This is a genomic window from Streptomyces sp. NPDC048462 (assembly GCF_043200175.1).
In the GTDB taxonomy this organism is placed as follows: Bacteria; Actinomycetota; Actinomycetes; order Streptomycetales; family Streptomycetaceae; genus Streptomyces.
This window is the reverse complement of record NZ_JBICXG010000004.1, coordinates 75455-92467: the sequence shown is the minus strand read 5'-3', so window position 1 is coordinate 92467 and position 17013 is coordinate 75455. Positions and strand designations below refer to the sequence as shown.

Genomic DNA, 17013 nt, shown 5'->3' with positions numbered 1-17013 from the left:
CAGTGGCGGGGCGAGCCGGGCGAGCCGGAAAAGGTGCTGGGCCCGCTCCGGCTCGGCACGGTCTACCTGGCCGGACCGCACATCGCAGGCCTCTCCTCGTGGTCGGCTCCGTGATCGAACGAGACGGCCGCTCTAGGTTGCGACAGAAAACCGCCTGCGGGACAGGCGTCCGGCTCCCCAGGCGATGGCGAGGGCGGTGCTGACGATGGCGGCACCGATCGGTGAGCCGGTAACTGACGTGACCCATGGGGCGCCGGCCACCAGGATCGCGAGGATGTGCCGGGGGCGGGCGCCCGGGGCCGCTGTGCGGATGACGATCAGCAGCATGACGGGACCGAGTTGCTGGATCGCTCCGAGAAAGAAGTTCCTGTCGCCCGAAAGCGCCGCACAGAGGGATGGCAGCCAGGTGATGACGGCGTAGGCCGCAGCCGGCCGACGGTCATCTCTGCCTGGTACGACCCCTGCGGGCATCACCACCACGAGGGCCAACAGCGGGATGAGCCAGGCGGATCCCTGGGCCCCTGCAATCAGCGCCGTGAGGGAGAGCGCCGCGAGTACCCGGGACATCGGCCAACGCCCCAGGCAGGCAACCGCTCCGGCTGCCAGCACGGCCATGTAGACCGCTGTGCCGAGGGGATCCAAACCGGCCGCGCTCCCGCCACGCATTGCGTCCGCCACGGCGGCGGTCAGCCCGGCGGCGGCGATCGCCCCGGCAGCCGCCAGGGCGTACGGAGCCGTGGCCACCAGGAAGCGGCCGGCCCGGTGGCTGGAGCCGGTATGCGTCCTCACACGCAACGCGTGTGCCGCGATGTCCAGTTGCTCAAGATGTGCGGCAGTCGCTGAGGCGCCCTCCACGGCATCCCGGTACATCTGCAGGATCTCGGCGCCATGGCTTGCCCGATATCGGCGTGGGTAGAGAGACAGGACACGGGAGGAGTGCCGGGCGTCAGTCATGCGGGGGCTCCGGTCGGTTCGGTTATGGCTTGCTTGAGGCGTCGGGTGGCCTCGCGAGCGCCGGCAGTGATGCGCCGAACCTCTGCGGCGAGGCCGTTTCGACCGGTGCGCGTGAGCGTGTACGTACGCCGGGGCCTCCCCGCGATCCACTCCAGCGCGAAGGAACCAATCACGCCTTCCCCCTGAAAGCGCTCGATGGACCCGTAGAGCGTCCCGGTGCGCAGCCGCACGCGGCCCTGAGGAATCGTCAGCACTTCCTGAGCCGGCGCGTAGCCGTGTCTGGGCCTGTCGGCCAGAACCGTGAGTATGAGCAGGGTCGGTTCCCGCACGGCTCTGCCGCGATCAACCATAGTACGTTCACCTGACTATTGAAAAGCGGTTGACCAGCACCATCTCGTTCCGAACAGTCCGCACCGCATGACGGCCCGAACGAGACTGCCCAGCAGCGGCACGGGCGGCGACCGCCGCCGTGCGGCAGCCGCGGCCGAACGCAAAAAAGGAAGCCTCTCGAGCAGTAACGTCCGCTCGTCGCCGCTGTCGTTGGCGCCGGTGCGGGCGGCCTGCAGCAGTGCGGTGGACAGCGACATGACGTCGGCCGGCTCGCGTCATCCACCTCGGCCGACGCCGCTTACGTCCCCACGGCACACCAGCCTTCGATGCCACCTCTCCGCGGCTGCCGGGCCATGCGGACTTCCACTACGGCAGGCAGCGCCACTCCCCCGGCCCCGCGAGGACCTGGACAAGAAGCCACTTAGACGGGAAAAACACAACTTCGACATCGCCCGCACAGGCAGCTACCTTCTCCTGGGCTTCGGCGGTCACACACGGTCGCATAGAGGTTACTTCAGGTAGGCCGCCTGCGACGAGAGGAGTTGCTTACGCCCCACAAGCCCTCGCCCCATGCATAGGCCACCGAACCGGGACCACCGCAGGCACACCCCACCAGGGAGAGACGCATGCCCCATCTTGTTCTGTACACATTCGGCGTCCTGAAGGCACCTCTCGCCGACCCCGCACCCCTCACACGCGAGTTCCACGACGGCGCCGATGCCATCTACCAGAAGATCAGCCAGCACCCCGGATACCTTGCTCATGCACAAGCCGCAGAAGGTGATCAGGGCTCGCACTTCGACTTGGACTGGGGTACATGGGGAGAGTTCGCCGTACCGACCTGGTACGGCAAGGGCCGTACCGCGGAAACCACCGCCCTGGCCGCGACCCTCTCACTCTGGACCGGCCTGCGCCCCGCCTTCGACGCCATCTACACCGGTCTGCACCGTGCAGCGCTGAACAGGCGTTACGACTGGTTCGAGAGGACTGGACACCCGCCTTACGCGTTCTGGTGGGTCTCCGACGGCGTGATCCCCACCTGGCAGGACGGGGTTTCGAGGCTGGAACACCTCGACGAGCACGGCTCCGCACCGCACGCCTTCGCCTTCCAGCACCCGTTCGCCCCGGACGGAACTCCGATGAAGACCAAAGACGTCGGACCGAGGAGCGACCGGGTTCACTGACAAAGAGGTCCGCAGGTTGGCCCACCGTGCGACGGGTGGAATTCGGACGCCGACCGGGCGGCACGCAGACATCAGCACGCTTCTAAGGTGGTCTGATGTTCGATCGTTTGGAGATCAAGGTGTTGCCGCCGGGAAACCGGTTCGCGGCTCAGGTGCGGCTCCGGGTCAGCAGCGAGGACATCGTTGAAGGGGCTGTCGGTGAGGGCGGCCGCGGGCCCTACGCCGCCGATCTGCTCCCGGCGGGGCGGCCCAGCCCTTTGCGGGCGACCAACGAGGCTCGCCGCCTGGAGCTGGGAGAACCGGAGTGCACCGGCGGTTGCTGCGGCTTCCTGTCCGTGACCGTGCAGCGATTCGGGGAGATCGTGAAGTGGTCGGACTGGGTGGTTCCGAGGGCGGCGCACACGGGCGAACCCTCCCCTCCACCAGAGTTCCATTTCGACGCGCGTCAGTACGACACCGAAGTGGCTCGCGCTGAGGCGGCCCGCTGGTGGCAGGTGCACCCATAGTCCCAGCACCGCCGGTGCGTGGACTCTTTCCGGCCCCGCGTCCGTGGTCAGCGGGGTGCCGATCCCGCTCGGGGATCGTCACCGCTCAGATGCTTGCCGTCGACTGCGGCCCGCTATTCGCGGGGACCCCGGGCGCTGCCGCAATCGGCCTCCGAGCCGTCGGCACCGGCGTCCTTCTGGTGGCCGCGGCGGGCGTCGCGGTCGAAGATGCCCATGATCTCGCACGGTCCGCCCTCGGCGCCGATGGCGTGCGGCATCATCGTGGGGAACTCCGCGGCCTGGTTGGTCTCGACGCGAAAGCGCCGGTGGCCGAGCATGAGGATGGCGGTACCGGACAGCACCACCAGCCATTCACGGCCGGGGTGGGCGCGCATGCGGGCCGGGTTGTCGGGCGGCGGGCCGGTCATCCGCTGACGCATCACGCTCATACCGGGGTCGCCCTTCACGGGCCAGCGCATCAGGCCGCGCGCGCCGTCGATCGTCGGGCTGACGACGACATCGTCGGCGGCGTTCTCCACGAGCTGGTCCAGGGTGGTGTCCAGCGCGCGGGCGAGGGTGACCAGCTGATCGAGTGCGAGGCGGCGCTGACCGTTCTCGATACGACTCAGTGAGGACTGGCTGAGGTTGGCGCGGGTGGCCAGCTCCTCCAGTGACCAGCCATGCGCGGTGCGCAGCGCGCGGATCCTTTTGCGTACGAGGCTGTCCAGCTGTCCATCGTCTTGCGTCATAGGCAAAATGATATGCCCTTGATGCAACGCGGGTTTAACGTCGAACGCAGATGGTCCAGCACGGGGGGCCACGTACGACGAAAGGGCGCGACATGTCTGCGCAGACTTCCCGCTACGAGAGCGACACACGCCCACCGAGACCGTGGATGCAGTGGTGATCGGCGGCGGCGCCGCCGCAGGTCTGGACGGCGCACTGATGCCGGTTCGCTCGCGCCGCTCCGTCGTCGTGATCGACAGCGGCACCCCGCGCAACGCCCCCGCCGCCGCCATGACACCGATGCCGTGCTCGCCGCCGCACAGAAGGCCACCGGCCAGGCGCCCGGGCCCCGCTGCTGAAGAACCGCGCGCCCGCCATCCGGGGGACAGGGCGGCGAACAAGTCCCCGTCTCACCGACCGGCTCTGTCCCGGCGCTGACTCCCCATGGCCTTTTTGGAAGGAACTCATGAGCACCAATCGGCCTCCCCAGGCGCAGGACATGCCAGTGGACGGCGCGGGCGCGCCGGATGCGCGTCAGCTCCGCGCGATCCTGATCGCCGTCTCGATCGCGTTGATGGCCGTCATCGCATCGGTGTCCGGGCTGAATGTCGCCCAGACGCACATGGCCGTCGAGTGGGGTGCCTCGCAGAGCACCGTTCTGTGGATCATCAATATCTATACCCTCGCCCTGGCTGCCCTGCTGCTGCCGCTCGGTGCGATCGGTGACCGCCTGGGCCGCAAGCCCATGCTGATCACCGGGCTGATCATCTTCGGTGCCGCCGGCGTCGTCGCGGGACTGGCCCCGTCGGCCGCGGTGATGATCGGCGCTCGCGTGGCAGCCGGCATCAGCGCCGCGATGATCATGCCGATCACGCTGGCCGTCATCACCTCCACCTTCCCCGAGAAGGAACGAGGCAAGGCGGTCGGCGTGTGGACCGGCGTCGCCGGGGGCGGCGGCATCCTGGGCATGTTCCTCTCCGCCCTGCTGGTCGACGTCGCCGACTGGCGCCGGCTGTTCGTACTGCCCGTGGTCCTGGCTCTCATCGCGCTGGCGATGACGCTGAAATCAGTGCCCAACTCCCGCGAACGCTCATCTCATTCCTTCGACACCATCGGCGCACTGGTCTCCACCATCGCCGTGATCGGCCTCATCCTCGTCCTGCAGACAGGCCCGGAACGCGGCTGGACCGCCCCCGTCACCCTGATCAGCCTGGCCGTCGGTGTCATCGCCGCCATCACCTTCGTGGCCTGGGAGCTGCGCCGACGCGACGCGGCCCTGCTTGACGTACGTCTCTTCCGTGAGCGCGGCCTGGCCGGCGGCTCCGTCACCCTGCTCGTCGTCTTCGGCGTCCAGGCCGGTATCGCGGTCGTCCTCTTCCCGTTCTTCCAGGCCGTACTCGGCTGGTCCGGGCTGCTGTCCACCGTGGCGATGATGCCGATGGCCGTCATGATGATGATGGCCTCCGGCCTGGCGCCCAAGATGGCCGGGAGGATCGGCGCCCGCTCCACCATGACCGTGGGCGTCGCACTGGCCACCCTCGGCCTGGCCCTGATGGCCGTGTTCGTATCCGTGGACGGCGGCTACCTGTCCATCCTGGCCGGGATGCTTGCCATGGGCATCGGCATGGGCCTGTCGATGACGCCCTCCACCGAGGCCATCACCAGCTCCCTGCCCCGCGCCGAGCAAGGCGTTGCCTCCGCGCTCAACGATGTCACCCGCGAGTTCGGCACGGCTCTCGGTGTCGCCATGCTCGGCGCGCTCCTGGCCAACGGCTACCGCAGCGCCATCGACGGCAAGCTCGACGGCATTCCCGCGGGCGCCGCGGACACCGCCCGCGAAGGCATCGCCACCGCCGTCGAGGTGGCACCCAGCACCGGTTCACACGCCCACGACTTGGTCAACGCCGCGCAGCAGTCCTTCGTCGAGGGCTGGCAGCAGGCCATGTGGACCGGCGCAGCCGTCATGGCCGTACTGGTCGTCTACGTCGCCCTGCGGGGCCCGGAGAACACCGCACCCCGCCGGCCCCACGACGAGGCAGCCCCGGAGACCGGGGTCGCGGAAAACGTCGCCGCCGGCTGACCTCGCACTGACCCCGTGCGGGGGCGGCGTACGACGCCGCCCCCGCACAGCGCCCCAGGTCCCGGACCGGCACAAGGATGGTTGAAGCTACCCGGCCTGAGCGAGGACGAGCGGCAGCACCTGGGCCGCGCCGGCCTGGCGCAGAAGACGTGCGCCAACGGCCAAGGTCCAGCCGGAGTCGGTGTAGTCGTCGACGAGCAGGACCGGGCCGGGGGTGGCGACCAGGGCGGCGGCGAGTTCCGCGGGCACGGCGAAAGAGTCGCCCAGGGCCCGCAGCCGCTGGGCGGAGTTGCTGCGGTGCGCCGCATACTCATCGGCGTTCGGGGTGTACGCCAGACTGCCCAGAAGCGGGAGTCTGCCGACCCGGGCCACGCCCTCGGCCAGCGAGCCGACCAGCTGCGGGCGGGTGCGGGACGGCATGGCGACAACTCCCACGGGCCGCGCCACCGCGTCAGGAGAGCCGCTCGCCCAGCCACCCGGGGAGCGGGCCCAGTCCGCCAGCACCGTGACGACGGCATTCAGCACGTCGTCAGGAACCTGCCCATCGGCTGCCTGCGCCGACAGGAGTGGCCGCAGGCGGTTGCCCCAGCCGATGTCCGACAGCCTGCCCAGCGCACGCCCGGTGACTGCCTGCTGCGCTGCGGGGATACGGCCCTTGAGGTCCATGCCGACCGAGGCGAGGCCGGTCGGCCACATCTTGCGGGGCTCGACCTCGACCCCGGGCCGGTCCAGCTCGCCCGTCGCCGTCGCCAGGGCGGCGGAAGAGACAGCGGGGTCCAGCCAAGGACCGGCGCACCTGTCACAGCGACCGCACGGCACCGCTTTCTCGTCGTCGAGCTGCCGCTGCAGGAACTCCATCCGGCACCCAGTGGTGGCCACGTAGTCCCGCATCGCCTGCTGCTCCGCAGCCCGCTGCTTCGCAACCCAGGCGTACCGTTCCGCGTCGTACGCCCACGGCTGCCCTGTGGACGTCCAGCCGCCCTTGACCCGCTTGACCGCCCCGTCCACGTCCAGGACCTTCAGCATCGTCTCCAGACGCGAACGCCGAAGATCCACCAACGGCTCCAGCGCCGGCAGCGACAACGGACGACCCGCCTCCTCCAGCACCGACAGCGTGCGTCGCACCTGCTCCTCGGGCGGGAAACCGACCGAGGCGAAGTACGCCCAGATCGCCTCGTCCTCCTTGCCCGGCAGCAACAGCACATCCGCATGGTCCACACCACGCCCCGCGCGCCCCACCTGCTGGTAGTAGGCGATCGGAGACGACGGTGACCCCAGGTGCACCACGAAACCGAGGTCCGGCTTGTCGAAGCCCATCCCGAGCGCGGACGTGGCGACCAGGGCCTTCACCCGGTTCGCCAGCAGATCCTCCTCCGCCTGCAGCCGCTCGGCGTTCTCCGTCTTGCCCGTATAGGAGGCCACCGGATATCCGCACTGCCGCAAGAACGCGGCGACCTCCTCCGCCGCGGAAACCGTCAGCGTGTAGATGATCCCCGACCCCTGCAGATCTCCCAGCCGCTCCCCCAGCCACGCCAGCCGATGTGCGGCATTCGGCAACTCCAGCACGCCCAGCCGCAGGCTCTCCCGGTCCAGCGGGCCACGCAGAACCAGAGCGTCCCCGCCCCCCGTGCCCAGCTGCTCCGCCACATCCGCCGTCACCCGCGCGTTCGCGGTCGCCGTCGTGGCCAGCACCGGAACCCCCGCAGGCAACTCCGCGAGCATGGTGCGCAGCCGACGGTAGTCCGGGCGGAAGTCGTGACCCCAGTCGGAGATGCAGTGCGCTTCATCGACGACCAGCAGACCAGTCGTCGCCGCGAGTTTCGGCAGTACCTGATCGCGGAAGTCCACCGAGTTGAGGCGTTCCGGACTCACGAGCAGAACGTCGGTCTCGCCGCGCTCCACCTCTCCGTAGATCGTTTCCCACTCCTCGGGATTGGCCGAGTTGATGGTGCGCGCCCGGATACCCGCCCGCGCCGCCGACTCGACCTGGTTGCGCATCAACGCCAGCAGCGGGGAAATGATCACCGTCGGGCCTGCCCCGCTCCGGCGCAACAGCGCGGTGGCCACGAAGTACACAGCCGACTTGCCCCAACCGGTGCGCTGCACCACAAGCGCGCGACGCCGCTCCTCCACCAGGGCCGCCACCGCCTGCCACTGGTCCTCCCGCAACCGCGCCGAACTTCCCGGGGCGCCGATCAGCTCGGCGAGGATGGCGTCGGCTTCGGTGCGTAGCTCCAGTGCGTCCATACCCCCATGCAACCCGATGGCACTGACAATCAGCGAATCCACCCACCGTGACGGGAAAATCACGAAGGGTGCGCCTCGCTGCGTGAATCGAGGGCGCCGGGGCCCGGCCCTCAACGCCGCGCACCGGAGGCCGACGGAATCCGGATGCCCCCGGCCGGCAGCGCGCATCGCGTCCGGGCGCCGCACGGGACGTTCGTCGTGGGCCTGGAGCTGACGCGGTGTTTCTGCTGGTCCTCGCTGGTTCAGGCGTGACAGGTGGCGTCATCCGGGGCCCGACTGGGCAGGGATATCCGTGTCATTCCAGCTGATTACCGTCAGCTGCCCCAATTGCTCGTTGCCGCCTGCCGATACGCCAGGGAGAATTGGACTCGCTCCCCGCACAGTTCTTTCGCGGCCCGGAAGGGCTGTGCCGCGGCGCGCCCTCACCCGACCCTGCCCGCATCGTGGGCGCGTATGCGAAGGGAGGACCGTGACCTTCGGATTCGCTCCGTCCGCAGCCACTTCGATGTCGGCAGCCGCCGACTCCGCCAACCGGCTTGCCCGGATACTCGAACCGGCCGAGTGGGCCGCGGCGGGCATACCGCTGCTGCGCAGCCCGCGTGAGGTCGTCAGCGGCCTGCACGCGAGACACCGTCCGACTCCGGCGACCGCCGTCGTAGCCGTGCTCGACCACGAGGAACGCCTGACGGCCAGCGCCTCGTTCGCCCGCCGCTCGGTGACGGCTGACGGCTGGGAATTCCGTAACTCACTGCTGGCACACCTGCGCCGGGTCATCCCGCACGATCTCCGCCGCCGTACCCCCGTCCGTACGGCGGTGCTTCTCTACTGCCGCGAGGGGGACGAGCGCTGGACGGAGGAGGACGGGGCGTGGATGTGGGGGCTGCGGGATGCCTGCACCCTGCACGGCCTGAGGTGCGGCGCCTACATCACGCTGACCACCGGCGGCTGGCAGGTGCTGGGCGAGGGCCGGGGCGGACGCCACCCCAGCTCCACCTCCCGCCCGACCGCTCTCGCGGACACCGCACCGGACCAGGATCCGGCCCCGTCGCGCACCGGCGGCGGGGCCGCCCAGGCCCTGCACCGCAGCGCGGCCCGCTGACCCCGGCCGTGGACCCCGGCCGCCCTCTCGGGCAGCCGGGTCACCACAGGGGCCGTTCGCCGCGGGCCCGGTCACGGACCGACCGCGTCACCACGGCCGCCGTCACCGACAGACCGCGGCATCACGACACGCGTGATCAACAGGCCGCGACAGCACGGGTTCGCGCCGGCGCTGCGGTCAGACGCTCGCGCCGAGCGCCGCGTTGACCGGCTGCGGGTCACCGCAGACGATCAGGAGGGCTCCGGCGTTCTGCCGCGCGGTGGTCAGCGCGCGAGTGGCGGCGTCATCGACGGCACCGTTGACCGCGACGATCACCACCGGCCGGGGCTTCACCCGGTCAGCGGCTGCGGCTCCGGCGAAGAACACGTCGTCGCCGGCTTCGTGCTGAGCCCAGTAGGCGGCCTCGCCGAAGGACAGTTCGTGCGTCGCCCACGGGTGCTGCTCAGCCGTGGTGAGCACCAGGATGTCGCCGGGAGCCCGACCTGAGTCGAGCAGCAGGTCGACCGCCTCGTCGGCGGCGGCGAGCGCGCCGTCGGCCGGGGCGGGGATCAGCCGGAGCTGCGGTGCGGAACGATTCTCCGGCGCGGCGGCCTGGGGCCGGACTGCGGGAGTGGGGTGCGGGCGCTGCGCCTGCGGCGCGGGCCTCGCGGGGCCGGGACCCGGACGACCGGGGCGCGGCGTGGCCGCTGTACGCGGGCCGGGTACGGGACGAGGGGTCGACGCGGTGCGGCCGGTGGCCGGAGTGACGCGGGGACCCTGGGCGCTCTCGTGAATCTGAGGCTCCTCGGGGATGAGAGGCATGGGTGATTGTCTATCAAACGCTGACGCACAAGACATCAGCGGGTGGGTACGTGTGTGCGATCAGAAGTCGAAGCCGAGCTGGCCCCCGCTTTCCAGTGCGGCCGCCTCGGCGGAGAAGCGGACCTTCTTGAGGTGCTGCCACCTGGGCAGCGCGTCCAGGTAGGACCACGAGAGGCGGTGATGGGCCGTGGGGCCCCGCTCCTCCAGTGCGGCCCTGTGTACGGGGGACGGATAGCCGGCATTGGCACCGAACGCGAAGTCCTCGTACTCACCGGATTCCGCGCCGAGTTCGGCCATCATCGCGTCCCTGCGGACCTTCGCGATCACCGAGGCCGCCGCCACCGCCACACAGGACTGATCGCCCTTGATGACGGTACGGACCTGCCAGGGCGAGCCCAGGTAGTCGTGCTTGCCGTCGAGGATCACCGCGTCCGGACGTACCGGCAGCGCTTCCAGGGCACGGACGGCCGCGAGCCGCAGAGCGGCGGTCATCCCGAGCTCGTCGATCTCCTGCGGTGAGGCGTCGCCGAGACCGAACGCGGTGACCCACCCCTCCAGCAACGGCGCGAGTTCCGCGCGGCGCCTGGGGCTGATCAGCTTGGAGTCGGTGAGCCCGGCGGGCGGCTTGCGGAGACCGGTGACGGCGGCACACACGGTGACCGGACCCGCCCACGCTCCGCGCCCGACCTCGTCGACACCTGCGACGGTCCTGGCACCGGTGGTGGCGCGCAGCGAGCGCTCGACGGTGTGCGTGGGTGGTTCATACGGCATGGCGCCAGCAAGCGTACGCCGATGCGGCGGCCGGGAACACCCCGGGGGCACATGCCTGCCGCCGCCGTCCGCTGCCGCACCGGAGGACAGGTCACGACGCAGTCGCGGGGAGGCGCCCCGGACCGCCTGCGGCGAGGAGGGTCAGCGGGCGCCGGAGCGGAAGAACGGCATCGCGACCTGATCGATCAACTCGGCGATGTCACCGTCGCTCCATTCGCTGCCGCACACCTTGCTCCGATACATCATCATCGCGGGGATCACGTCGAAGGCCATCCCCCGCAAGGCGTCGGATCGGACCTCGCCCCGGTCGACCCCACGGCTCACCACTTCCCTGATGAGTTCGGTCGACGGCGTGATCACGCCGTTGAGGATCACCGACTGGAAACGTTCGGCCGTACTCGCGTCACATTCGTGAAGGACCGACCGCAGCGCGGCGCCGGACTTGGAGAGCATGCCGTCCCGCAGCGTCCGGCACAGCTGATAGAGGTCGTCACGGATGTTGCCGGAGTCGGGCGCCTCACCCATCGCCGGAAGCGCACGGCGCAACGCGTCGGCGACCAGATCCTCCTTGGAGGGCCATCGCCGGTAGATCGCCGCCTTCCCGGTCTGGGCACCCGCGGCGACTCCCTCCATCGTGAGCCCGTTCCAGCCGACCGTGCTCAGCCGCTCCAGGGCGGCTTCGAGAATCGCGCGCTCCAGCACGGATCCCCGGCGGCGAAGGGACACCACCGGCGGCCGAGCGGCGGCTGCCGATCGCGAACTGTCCATGGGCTTCTCTCCATCGAAACGGGTTCGCCGCACCCGCACCGGCCGGACGGGCACGGCGGAACAGGGCGGCACGCAGGCCGGACGGGACCGGGCGGTCCCCGGCCGGGACGGCGGATCCGGACATGACCGGGCAACAGTGGGTTCAGTGAACGCTTGCGTTCACTGAAGGGGACTCACTACCGTTGCCAGGACAGTGAACGGATCCGTTCACTAATTCACTTGTGGGGGAACCATAGTGACAACCTCTCAGTTAGAGATTCAGGACGCACCGAGCCCGGCACGCCGGCAGGGCCGCCCGGGGATCGCCCTGACCGTCATCGCCGCCTGTCAGTTGATGGTTGTGCTCGATGCCACGATCGTCAACATCGCACTCCCACACATCCAGAACGCCCTGAGCTTCTCGACCACCGACCTCTCCTGGGTCCTCAGCGCCTACACACTCACCTTCGGCGGGCTGCTGCTGCTCGGCGGCCGTGCCGGGGACATCCTCGGCCGCCGCCGGGTCTTCATGGCGGGCATCCTGCTCTTCACCCTGGCCTCGCTGCTCGGTGGATTCGCCCAGGAGCCCTGGCAGTTGCTCGCGGCCCGCGCGCTCCAGGGCGTCGGCGGCGCCATCGCCTCACCGACCTCGCTCGCCCTCATCACCACCACGTTCCCGGAGGGCCCGGAGCGCAACCGCGCCTTCGGCGTGTTCGCCGCCGTTTCGGCGGGTGGCGGCGCGATCGGCCTGCTGGCGGGCGGAATGCTCACCGAATGGCTGGACTGGCGCTGGGTCTTCTTCGTCAACGTGCCGATCGGCATCCTGATCGCCGCACTGGCCCCGCTGTACATCAACGAGTCGCACAGGCACCCGGGCCGCTTCGACATCTCGGGAGCCCTGACCTCGACCCTCGGCATGGCCTCGCTCGTGTACGGGTTCATCCGGGCGTCCGAGGCGGGCTGGAGCGACTCCCTCACGCTGGGTTCGTTCGGCGCCGCGGTGGTGCTGCTCGCCGCGTTCGTCCTCATCGAGATGCGCGCGAAGGAGCCGATCACGCCACTGCGGATGTTCGCCGACCGCAACCGCTCCGGAACGTACGTCATCATGCTCAGCCTGGCCGCCGCCATGCTCGGCATGTTCTTCTTCATCGTGCTGTTCGTGCAGAACGTCCTGGCCTACACCCCGATCGAATCCGGCCTGGCGTTCCTGCCCGTAGCAGTCGCGATCGCCGCCGGGGCCGGGGTCTCGCAGCGGCTGCTTCCGGTGCTCGGACCGAAGCCCTTCATGGTCACCGGCGCGGCGCTCACCGGTCTGGGCCTCGGCTGGCTCACGTTCATATCCTCCGACAGCTCCTACGTGGCCGGGGTACTGGGACCGATGCTGCTCTTCGGCGTCGGCATGGGGCTGAACTTCGTGACGCTCACCCTCACCGCGGTCTCCGGCGTCGCCCAGCACGAGGCGGGGGCGGCGTCCAGCCTGCTCAACGCGAGCCAGCAGGTGGGTGGTTCGCTGGGGCTCTCGATCCTGGTCACCGTCTTCGGCACGGCGAGCCGCAACGAGGCGGAGAAGCAGGTTCCGCAGTTCCTGGCGAAGGCCTCGCCCGGTCAGAAGGCGGAGTTCGCCAGGACCCGGGAGCTGCCGGGGAGCTGGGGGCACCAGGTACTCGCCCAGGGCATCTCGACCGCGTTCATGGCGGCGGTGGCCATGGCGGCCCTCGCCCTGCTGACCGCGGCCCTGGTGATCCGGGTACGCAAGAGCGACCTGGACGCGCTGAGCGGGAAGGCCTCGGCGGGAGGGCCGGCCGCGTAACGCGCGGCCGCCGTGCGGACAGACGTACCGGACACACCGTCCGTGCGGACGGTGTGTCCGGCTCCCGTCGGCCCTTCAACCGGTCAGGCGGTCAGATCAGTAGGGGTCGTACGGATCGTACGAGTCACCGCCGCCGGCCCCGCCGTTGCCGTCGCCGCCCCGGTCGTTCCCCTGATCGCCCGACCCGAGCTCCTGGCAGTTCCGGACCCGCGCTCCGGGATCCCAGTCGCCGAGGATGTCCCGGGCCCGCGCCTCGCCCCAGCTCGTCGCGTACCAGGGGGCGTCCGAGTCACGCAGCGTCCGCTGGATCTCGTCGAGGGCGCACGAACGCAGCGGCTCCGGCAACGTGTCCAGGGCCGGCACCGCGTCGGCGGAGAGGCCGCGGAGGTACTGGATGTCGATCGAGTGGTCATCGCGGTACCGCTGGACGTTCTGCTCGGCGATCAAGCCGTCCGGTGAGGCCAGCCCGAAGGCCAGGACGCCGACGGCCGCACTCACCGCGACGCCGCGCGGAAGCATCTTCGCGCCGAACACCCCGGCCGCCATGATCAGCAGGAGGACCACGCCGAGCCAGAGCTCCACCGCCGCCACGGAGATGCGCAGCCGGGTCAGACCGTAGGCATCGACATACAGATCCAGGCGCCGGAGCGCGGAAGCGACGACGACGAGGGTGAGCAGGCACAACGTGCCGAGCACGGACCGCACGAGCGTACGGTCGCGTGCTCCGCCGCGCGGTGCCCAGCGCAGCGCGAGGGCGATGACGAGCAGTGTGAGAACGGTGGCCCAGAGCAGTTGCCAGAAGCCCTCACGGGCGTACTGCGCATAGCTGAGACGGGTCTCGGCCATCACCTTGTCGTAGCCGCCGAGCAGCACCGTGAGCTGGATGGCGAGGAAGCCGGCGAAGAGCAGGTTCAGGACGATCAGCGGGAGCGCCCACTCCAGCCGGCCGCGTGCCGGCCCCGGGGGTACGGCCAGCGCGTCCCACCGCACCGGCGCGGCGGCGGTGTAGGCGGCCGCGAGCGCACCCACGAGTCCGATCACGCCGAGGAACAGCCGCCACGGGCCCTCGCCCAGGGACACATCGGGGATCAGGCTCCCCAGTACGTCGGCGAACGCGGCATCGGCGCTCGCGAAGAGCGCCCCGAACACGATGAGCAGCACGACGGCGGCGACCGTGGAGCGGAACGCGACGCCCCAGCGCCCACGGGAGTCGGCCATCCGGTCGCGTACCCCGTGGGCTCCCCAGCCCAGCGATCCGGCGACGGAGGTGAGGAGTCCCAGCGACCCGAGGAAGATCCCGAGCCAGCCCCGGCTGCCGTGCAGTGCGAGCGAACTCACCGCCACGGCGGACACGACGGCGAGGAAGACCGGCCAGCCGGCGTCGCGGAGGGCCGGGACCGCGAGGAGCGAGAGGCCGCCGACGGCCCAGACGGCGGTCCACGGACGCAGCCGGCGACCGGCCGCCTGTGCGGCGAAGTACGCCGCGAGTGCCGCGGGCACCGCCACGAGGAGCAGATTCAGTCCGATCCCGTCGCCGAGCAGCAGGGCACTGAGCAGCGCCGTGGCCAGCACGGACCAGAGCGTGGCCGCCGGGATGACCCCGGGTGCGGCCGGGCGGATCTTCGTGAGTTCCGAGGACGACTGCCGCCCGGCACGTCCCGAGGGCGAGGGCGGCTGCCGCGGATGCGGCTGCCGCGCGTAGGCCGGCACCTCGGGCGGCTCCGGCACGGCGGGGCCCGGCGTGCCGGACTGCGCGGGCGCGGGTACGGGCTTGGACATCCGTACCCCGGCCGGGACCGGCTCGGGCGATCTCGCCCCGGCCGGTCCGGGCGGATCCGCCGGCTCCGCCGGTCCCGGCACGCGCTCGGGCCGGGACGATTCAGATCTGTGATCGGACATGGGACCCCTCCCCACCGAGGTCCGCCCGCGCGAGCCCTGGGCAGCGCGCGGCCCCCCGGCGTCTCTTTCGGTGCGCGCCCGTCGTAATGATCACCGAGGGCGGCGTGGCCGAAAGAGTAACCCCCCGTTACCGTCGTCGGCCGAATGGGGAATCGCTGTGGCAGTACCGTGACAGTCGGGTGCGGCGCGCCGCTGCTACCGAGCCGTCCAGTCGGGCAGGCGCTCCGTCTTCGCGGTCCAGTCCGCCGGTGGCGCACCGGCCGCGCCCGCCGCGACCACCCCGCCGACGATCGCGCAGGTCGTGTCCACGTCCCCGCCCGCCTGCGCGGTCACCCAGAAGGCCTCCTCGAAATCGCCGAGGCTGCGGGCCGCGGACCAGAGGGCGAAGGGGACGGTGTCGTGCGCGCTGGTACGACGGCCGTTGCCGAGGACCGCGGCGACCGTGCCGGCGTCGCGGTAGTCGAGCATGTCGCGGGCCCGGCGCAGCCCCGCGCCGACCGCGCTGCGCGGTACGAGCGCGATGACGCCGTCGAGAAGGTCGGCCGGCTTCGGCGGGCCGGTGGGCGACGCGGCGAGCGAGGCGGCCGCCGCCACGGCCATGGCGCCCACGACCGCTTCCCGGTGCTGGTGGGTCGGGTACGAGGAGATCTCGGCCTGGTGCGTGGCCTGCTCGGGGTCGTCCGCGTACCAGGCACCGAGCGGGGCGATGCGCATCGACGAGCCGTTGCCCCAGGAACCCTGGCCGTTGAACAGCGCGGAGGCCAGCCGGCGCCAGTCCCCGCCCTCCCGGACCAGCCTGAGCAGGCGGTTCACGGCGGGACCGTAGCCTCGGTCGAAATCGTGGTGCACCGCGAAGGACCTGGCGAGCGCGTCCTGATCGATACGGTCGTGCTCCGCGAGCACGGACACGACCGAACAGGCCATTTCCGTGTCGTCGGTCCACTGCCATGGCCCCGGGGGCAGGGAGCGGTCCTTCAGGAGCGGATAGTTGGCGGGCACAAAGAACTGTGAGCCCAGGGCGTCTCCCACGGAGAGGCCGCGCAGGCTGGCAAGGGCGCGTTCGAAGCGCTGGTCGGAAGCCGATTCGGTCATCGGTTCCACTCTATCCGGTGATGCCGTACGGCTCAGGGGTACGCCAGCGCTCGAACGGCCGGTCAAGTGTGTAGCGCCCGTCCTCTCCCAGCACCAGCGTCCGGGATTCCCCGTTGCAGGGATTCGAGAGAGATTCGAATTCGGCCACGGACCAGTGGAACCAGCGCATGCAGAACAGCCGCATGGTCAGACCGTGTGTGACCAGCAGGACGTTCGGCGGGTGGTCGGGGGCCTCGAAACTCCGGTGCAGGCTCTCCAGGAAGGCTCCCACCCGGTCGTACACATCGGCCCCGGACTCGCCCTGCGCGAAGCGGTAGAAGAAGTGTCCGTAGGCATCCCGGTACGCCTTCTGCAGCCTGACGTCGTCCCGTTCCTGCCAGTTTCCCCAGTCCTGCTCGCGCAGCCGCGGCTCCTCGCGCACCCGCACGCGTTCGAGGTCGAGGCCGAAGGACCTGAACGTCTCGTGCGTCCGGCGGTAGGGCGAGACATACACGCTGACCTGCTCGCCGTCGAAGAGCTCGCGCAGCCCCACCCCGGTCTCGCGCGCCTGCCGCAGCCCTGTCGAGGTGAGCCTGAGCGCATGGTCGGGCTCACGTTCGTACACCGTGTCATCGGCATTTCCCTCGGACTCGCCGTGGCGGACGAGGACAATGCGTTGCGGTCTTGCCATGTACCGACCCTAAGCGCTGTCCCCCGGTCGCCGCGTTCGAGCGATCGGCCGGATCCCGGCCGCCGGATGAATCGTGAGTGACCGGTGACTACCGTCGCGCGGAACGGAAGCAGCTCGC

General features: G+C 70.4%; 15 protein-coding genes and 1 pseudogene. 6 read left to right on the top strand and 10 right to left on the bottom strand.

The annotated features are described in order from the left end of the window. Positions 1–132: 132 nt before the first annotated feature. On the bottom strand, positions 133–789 hold the full coding sequence (locus ACGFU6_RS08965; protein ID WP_393609194.1) for a hypothetical protein: 657 nt from the start codon (positions 787–789) through the stop codon (positions 133–135). A 161-nt stretch (positions 790–950) separates the two neighbouring features. Beyond that, the gene (locus ACGFU6_RS08960; RefSeq protein ID WP_393609192.1) at positions 951–1304 is read right to left on the bottom strand and encodes a PadR family transcriptional regulator; all 354 of its coding nucleotides are present in this window, start codon (positions 1302–1304) and stop codon (positions 951–953) included. A 606-nt stretch (positions 1305–1910) separates the two neighbouring features. Here ACGFU6_RS08960 and ACGFU6_RS08955 point away from each other — a divergent pair. Further along, positions 1911–2468 (top strand): DUF3291 domain-containing protein, encoded by a 558-nt coding sequence (locus tag ACGFU6_RS08955; protein WP_393609191.1) that lies wholly within the window; start codon positions 1911–1913, stop codon positions 2466–2468. Positions 2469–2563: 95 nt separating this feature from the next. Further along, positions 2564–2974 (top strand): hypothetical protein, encoded by a 411-nt coding sequence (locus tag ACGFU6_RS08950; RefSeq protein ID WP_393609190.1) that lies wholly within the window; start codon positions 2564–2566, stop codon positions 2972–2974. Between the two features lie 113 nt (positions 2975–3087). On the opposite strand, the gene ACGFU6_RS08945 is transcribed toward ACGFU6_RS08950, so the two are convergent. Then, positions 3088–3702, bottom strand: a complete 615-nt coding sequence (locus ACGFU6_RS08945; RefSeq protein ID WP_393609188.1) for a helix-turn-helix domain-containing protein — start codon at positions 3700–3702, stop codon at positions 3088–3090. Between the two features lie 92 nt (positions 3703–3794). Here ACGFU6_RS08945 and ACGFU6_RS08940 point away from each other — a divergent pair. Both ACGFU6_RS08940 and ACGFU6_RS08935 read left to right on the top strand, forming a co-directional pair. Continuing rightward, positions 3795–3973 (top strand): annotated as a pseudogene (locus ACGFU6_RS08940) (NAD(P)/FAD-dependent oxidoreductase); the annotation flags it as partial. 172 nt (positions 3974–4145) lie between these two features. Continuing rightward, a complete protein-coding gene (locus ACGFU6_RS08935; protein WP_393609186.1) occupies positions 4146–5759 on the top strand; it encodes an MFS transporter in 1614 nt (537 codons plus the stop codon). A gap of 87 nt (positions 5760–5846) precedes the next feature. Here ACGFU6_RS08935 and ACGFU6_RS08930 read toward each other — a convergent pair whose 3' ends face one another. After that, positions 5847–8006: a RecQ family ATP-dependent DNA helicase gene (locus ACGFU6_RS08930; protein ID WP_393609185.1), complete on the bottom strand. Its 2160-nt coding sequence runs from the start codon at positions 8004–8006 to the stop codon at positions 5847–5849. Between the two features lie 469 nt (positions 8007–8475). On the opposite strand from ACGFU6_RS08930, the gene ACGFU6_RS08925 reads away from it, so the two are divergent. Continuing rightward, positions 8476–9105 carry a hypothetical protein gene (locus ACGFU6_RS08925; RefSeq protein WP_393609183.1) on the top strand — a complete coding sequence of 210 codons (630 nt, stop codon included), beginning with the start codon at positions 8476–8478 and terminating at the stop codon, positions 9103–9105. A 177-nt stretch (positions 9106–9282) separates the two neighbouring features. Here the strand turns inward: ACGFU6_RS08925 and ACGFU6_RS08920 are convergent, their stop codons facing one another. The 3 genes from ACGFU6_RS08920 to ACGFU6_RS08910 form a co-directional block, all read right to left on the bottom strand. Continuing rightward, positions 9283–9906, bottom strand: a complete 624-nt coding sequence (locus ACGFU6_RS08920; protein WP_393609181.1) for a hypothetical protein — start codon at positions 9904–9906, stop codon at positions 9283–9285. Between the two features lie 60 nt (positions 9907–9966). After that, a complete protein-coding gene (locus ACGFU6_RS08915; RefSeq protein ID WP_393609179.1) occupies positions 9967–10677 on the bottom strand; it encodes a ribonuclease HII in 711 nt (236 codons plus the stop codon). 141 nt (positions 10678–10818) lie between these two features. Beyond that, positions 10819–11445, bottom strand: a complete 627-nt coding sequence (locus ACGFU6_RS08910; RefSeq protein WP_393609177.1) for a TetR/AcrR family transcriptional regulator — start codon at positions 11443–11445, stop codon at positions 10819–10821. A 235-nt stretch (positions 11446–11680) separates the two neighbouring features. On the opposite strand from ACGFU6_RS08910, the gene ACGFU6_RS08905 reads away from it, so the two are divergent. Beyond that, complete coding sequence (locus ACGFU6_RS08905) at positions 11681–13234, top strand: MFS transporter (protein WP_393609175.1); 1554 nt, start codon at positions 11681–11683, stop codon at positions 13232–13234. 96 nt (positions 13235–13330) lie between these two features. Here ACGFU6_RS08905 and ACGFU6_RS08900 read toward each other — a convergent pair whose 3' ends face one another. The 3 genes from ACGFU6_RS08900 to ACGFU6_RS08890 form a co-directional block, all read right to left on the bottom strand. Next, the gene (locus tag ACGFU6_RS08900) at positions 13331–15133 is read right to left on the bottom strand and encodes a DUF4153 domain-containing protein (protein ID WP_393609173.1); all 1803 of its coding nucleotides are present in this window, start codon (positions 15131–15133) and stop codon (positions 13331–13333) included. 195 nt (positions 15134–15328) lie between these two features. Continuing rightward, on the bottom strand, positions 15329–16225 hold the full coding sequence (locus ACGFU6_RS08895) for an ADP-ribosylglycohydrolase family protein (RefSeq protein WP_393609172.1): 897 nt from the start codon (positions 16223–16225) through the stop codon (positions 15329–15331). A gap of 10 nt (positions 16226–16235) precedes the next feature. Next, a complete protein-coding gene (locus ACGFU6_RS08890; protein WP_393609170.1) occupies positions 16236–16895 on the bottom strand; it encodes a histidine phosphatase family protein in 660 nt (219 codons plus the stop codon). Positions 16896–17013 lie beyond the last annotated feature (118 nt).

Excerpts from the sequence above, each read along its gene's own strand:
- ACGFU6_RS08955 (WP_393609191.1), top strand. The coding sequence starts at position 1,911 with ATGCCCCATCTTGTTCTGTACACATTCGGCGTCCTGAAGGCACCTCTC.
- ACGFU6_RS08930 (WP_393609185.1), bottom strand. The coding sequence starts at position 8,006 with ATGGACGCACTGGAGCTACGCACCGAAGCCGACGCCATCCTCGCCGAG.
- ACGFU6_RS08935 (WP_393609186.1), top strand. The coding sequence starts at position 4,146 with ATGAGCACCAATCGGCCTCCCCAGGCGCAGGACATGCCAGTGGACGGC.
- ACGFU6_RS08895 (WP_393609172.1), bottom strand. The coding sequence starts at position 16,225 with ATGACCGAATCGGCTTCCGACCAGCGCTTCGAACGCGCCCTTGCCAGC.
- ACGFU6_RS08915 (WP_393609179.1), bottom strand. The coding sequence starts at position 10,677 with ATGCCGTATGAACCACCCACGCACACCGTCGAGCGCTCGCTGCGCGCC.
- ACGFU6_RS08920 (WP_393609181.1), bottom strand. The coding sequence starts at position 9,906 with ATGCCTCTCATCCCCGAGGAGCCTCAGATTCACGAGAGCGCCCAGGGT.
- ACGFU6_RS08900 (WP_393609173.1), bottom strand. The coding sequence starts at position 15,133 with ATGTCCGATCACAGATCTGAATCGTCCCGGCCCGAGCGCGTGCCGGGA.
- ACGFU6_RS08890 (WP_393609170.1), bottom strand. The coding sequence starts at position 16,895 with ATGGCAAGACCGCAACGCATTGTCCTCGTCCGCCACGGCGAGTCCGAG.
- ACGFU6_RS08945 (WP_393609188.1), bottom strand. The coding sequence starts at position 3,702 with ATGACGCAAGACGATGGACAGCTGGACAGCCTCGTACGCAAAAGGATC.
- ACGFU6_RS08910 (WP_393609177.1), bottom strand. The coding sequence starts at position 11,445 with ATGGACAGTTCGCGATCGGCAGCCGCCGCTCGGCCGCCGGTGGTGTCC.
- ACGFU6_RS08950 (WP_393609190.1), top strand. The coding sequence starts at position 2,564 with ATGTTCGATCGTTTGGAGATCAAGGTGTTGCCGCCGGGAAACCGGTTC.
- ACGFU6_RS08960 (WP_393609192.1), bottom strand. The coding sequence starts at position 1,304 with ATGGTTGATCGCGGCAGAGCCGTGCGGGAACCGACCCTGCTCATACTC.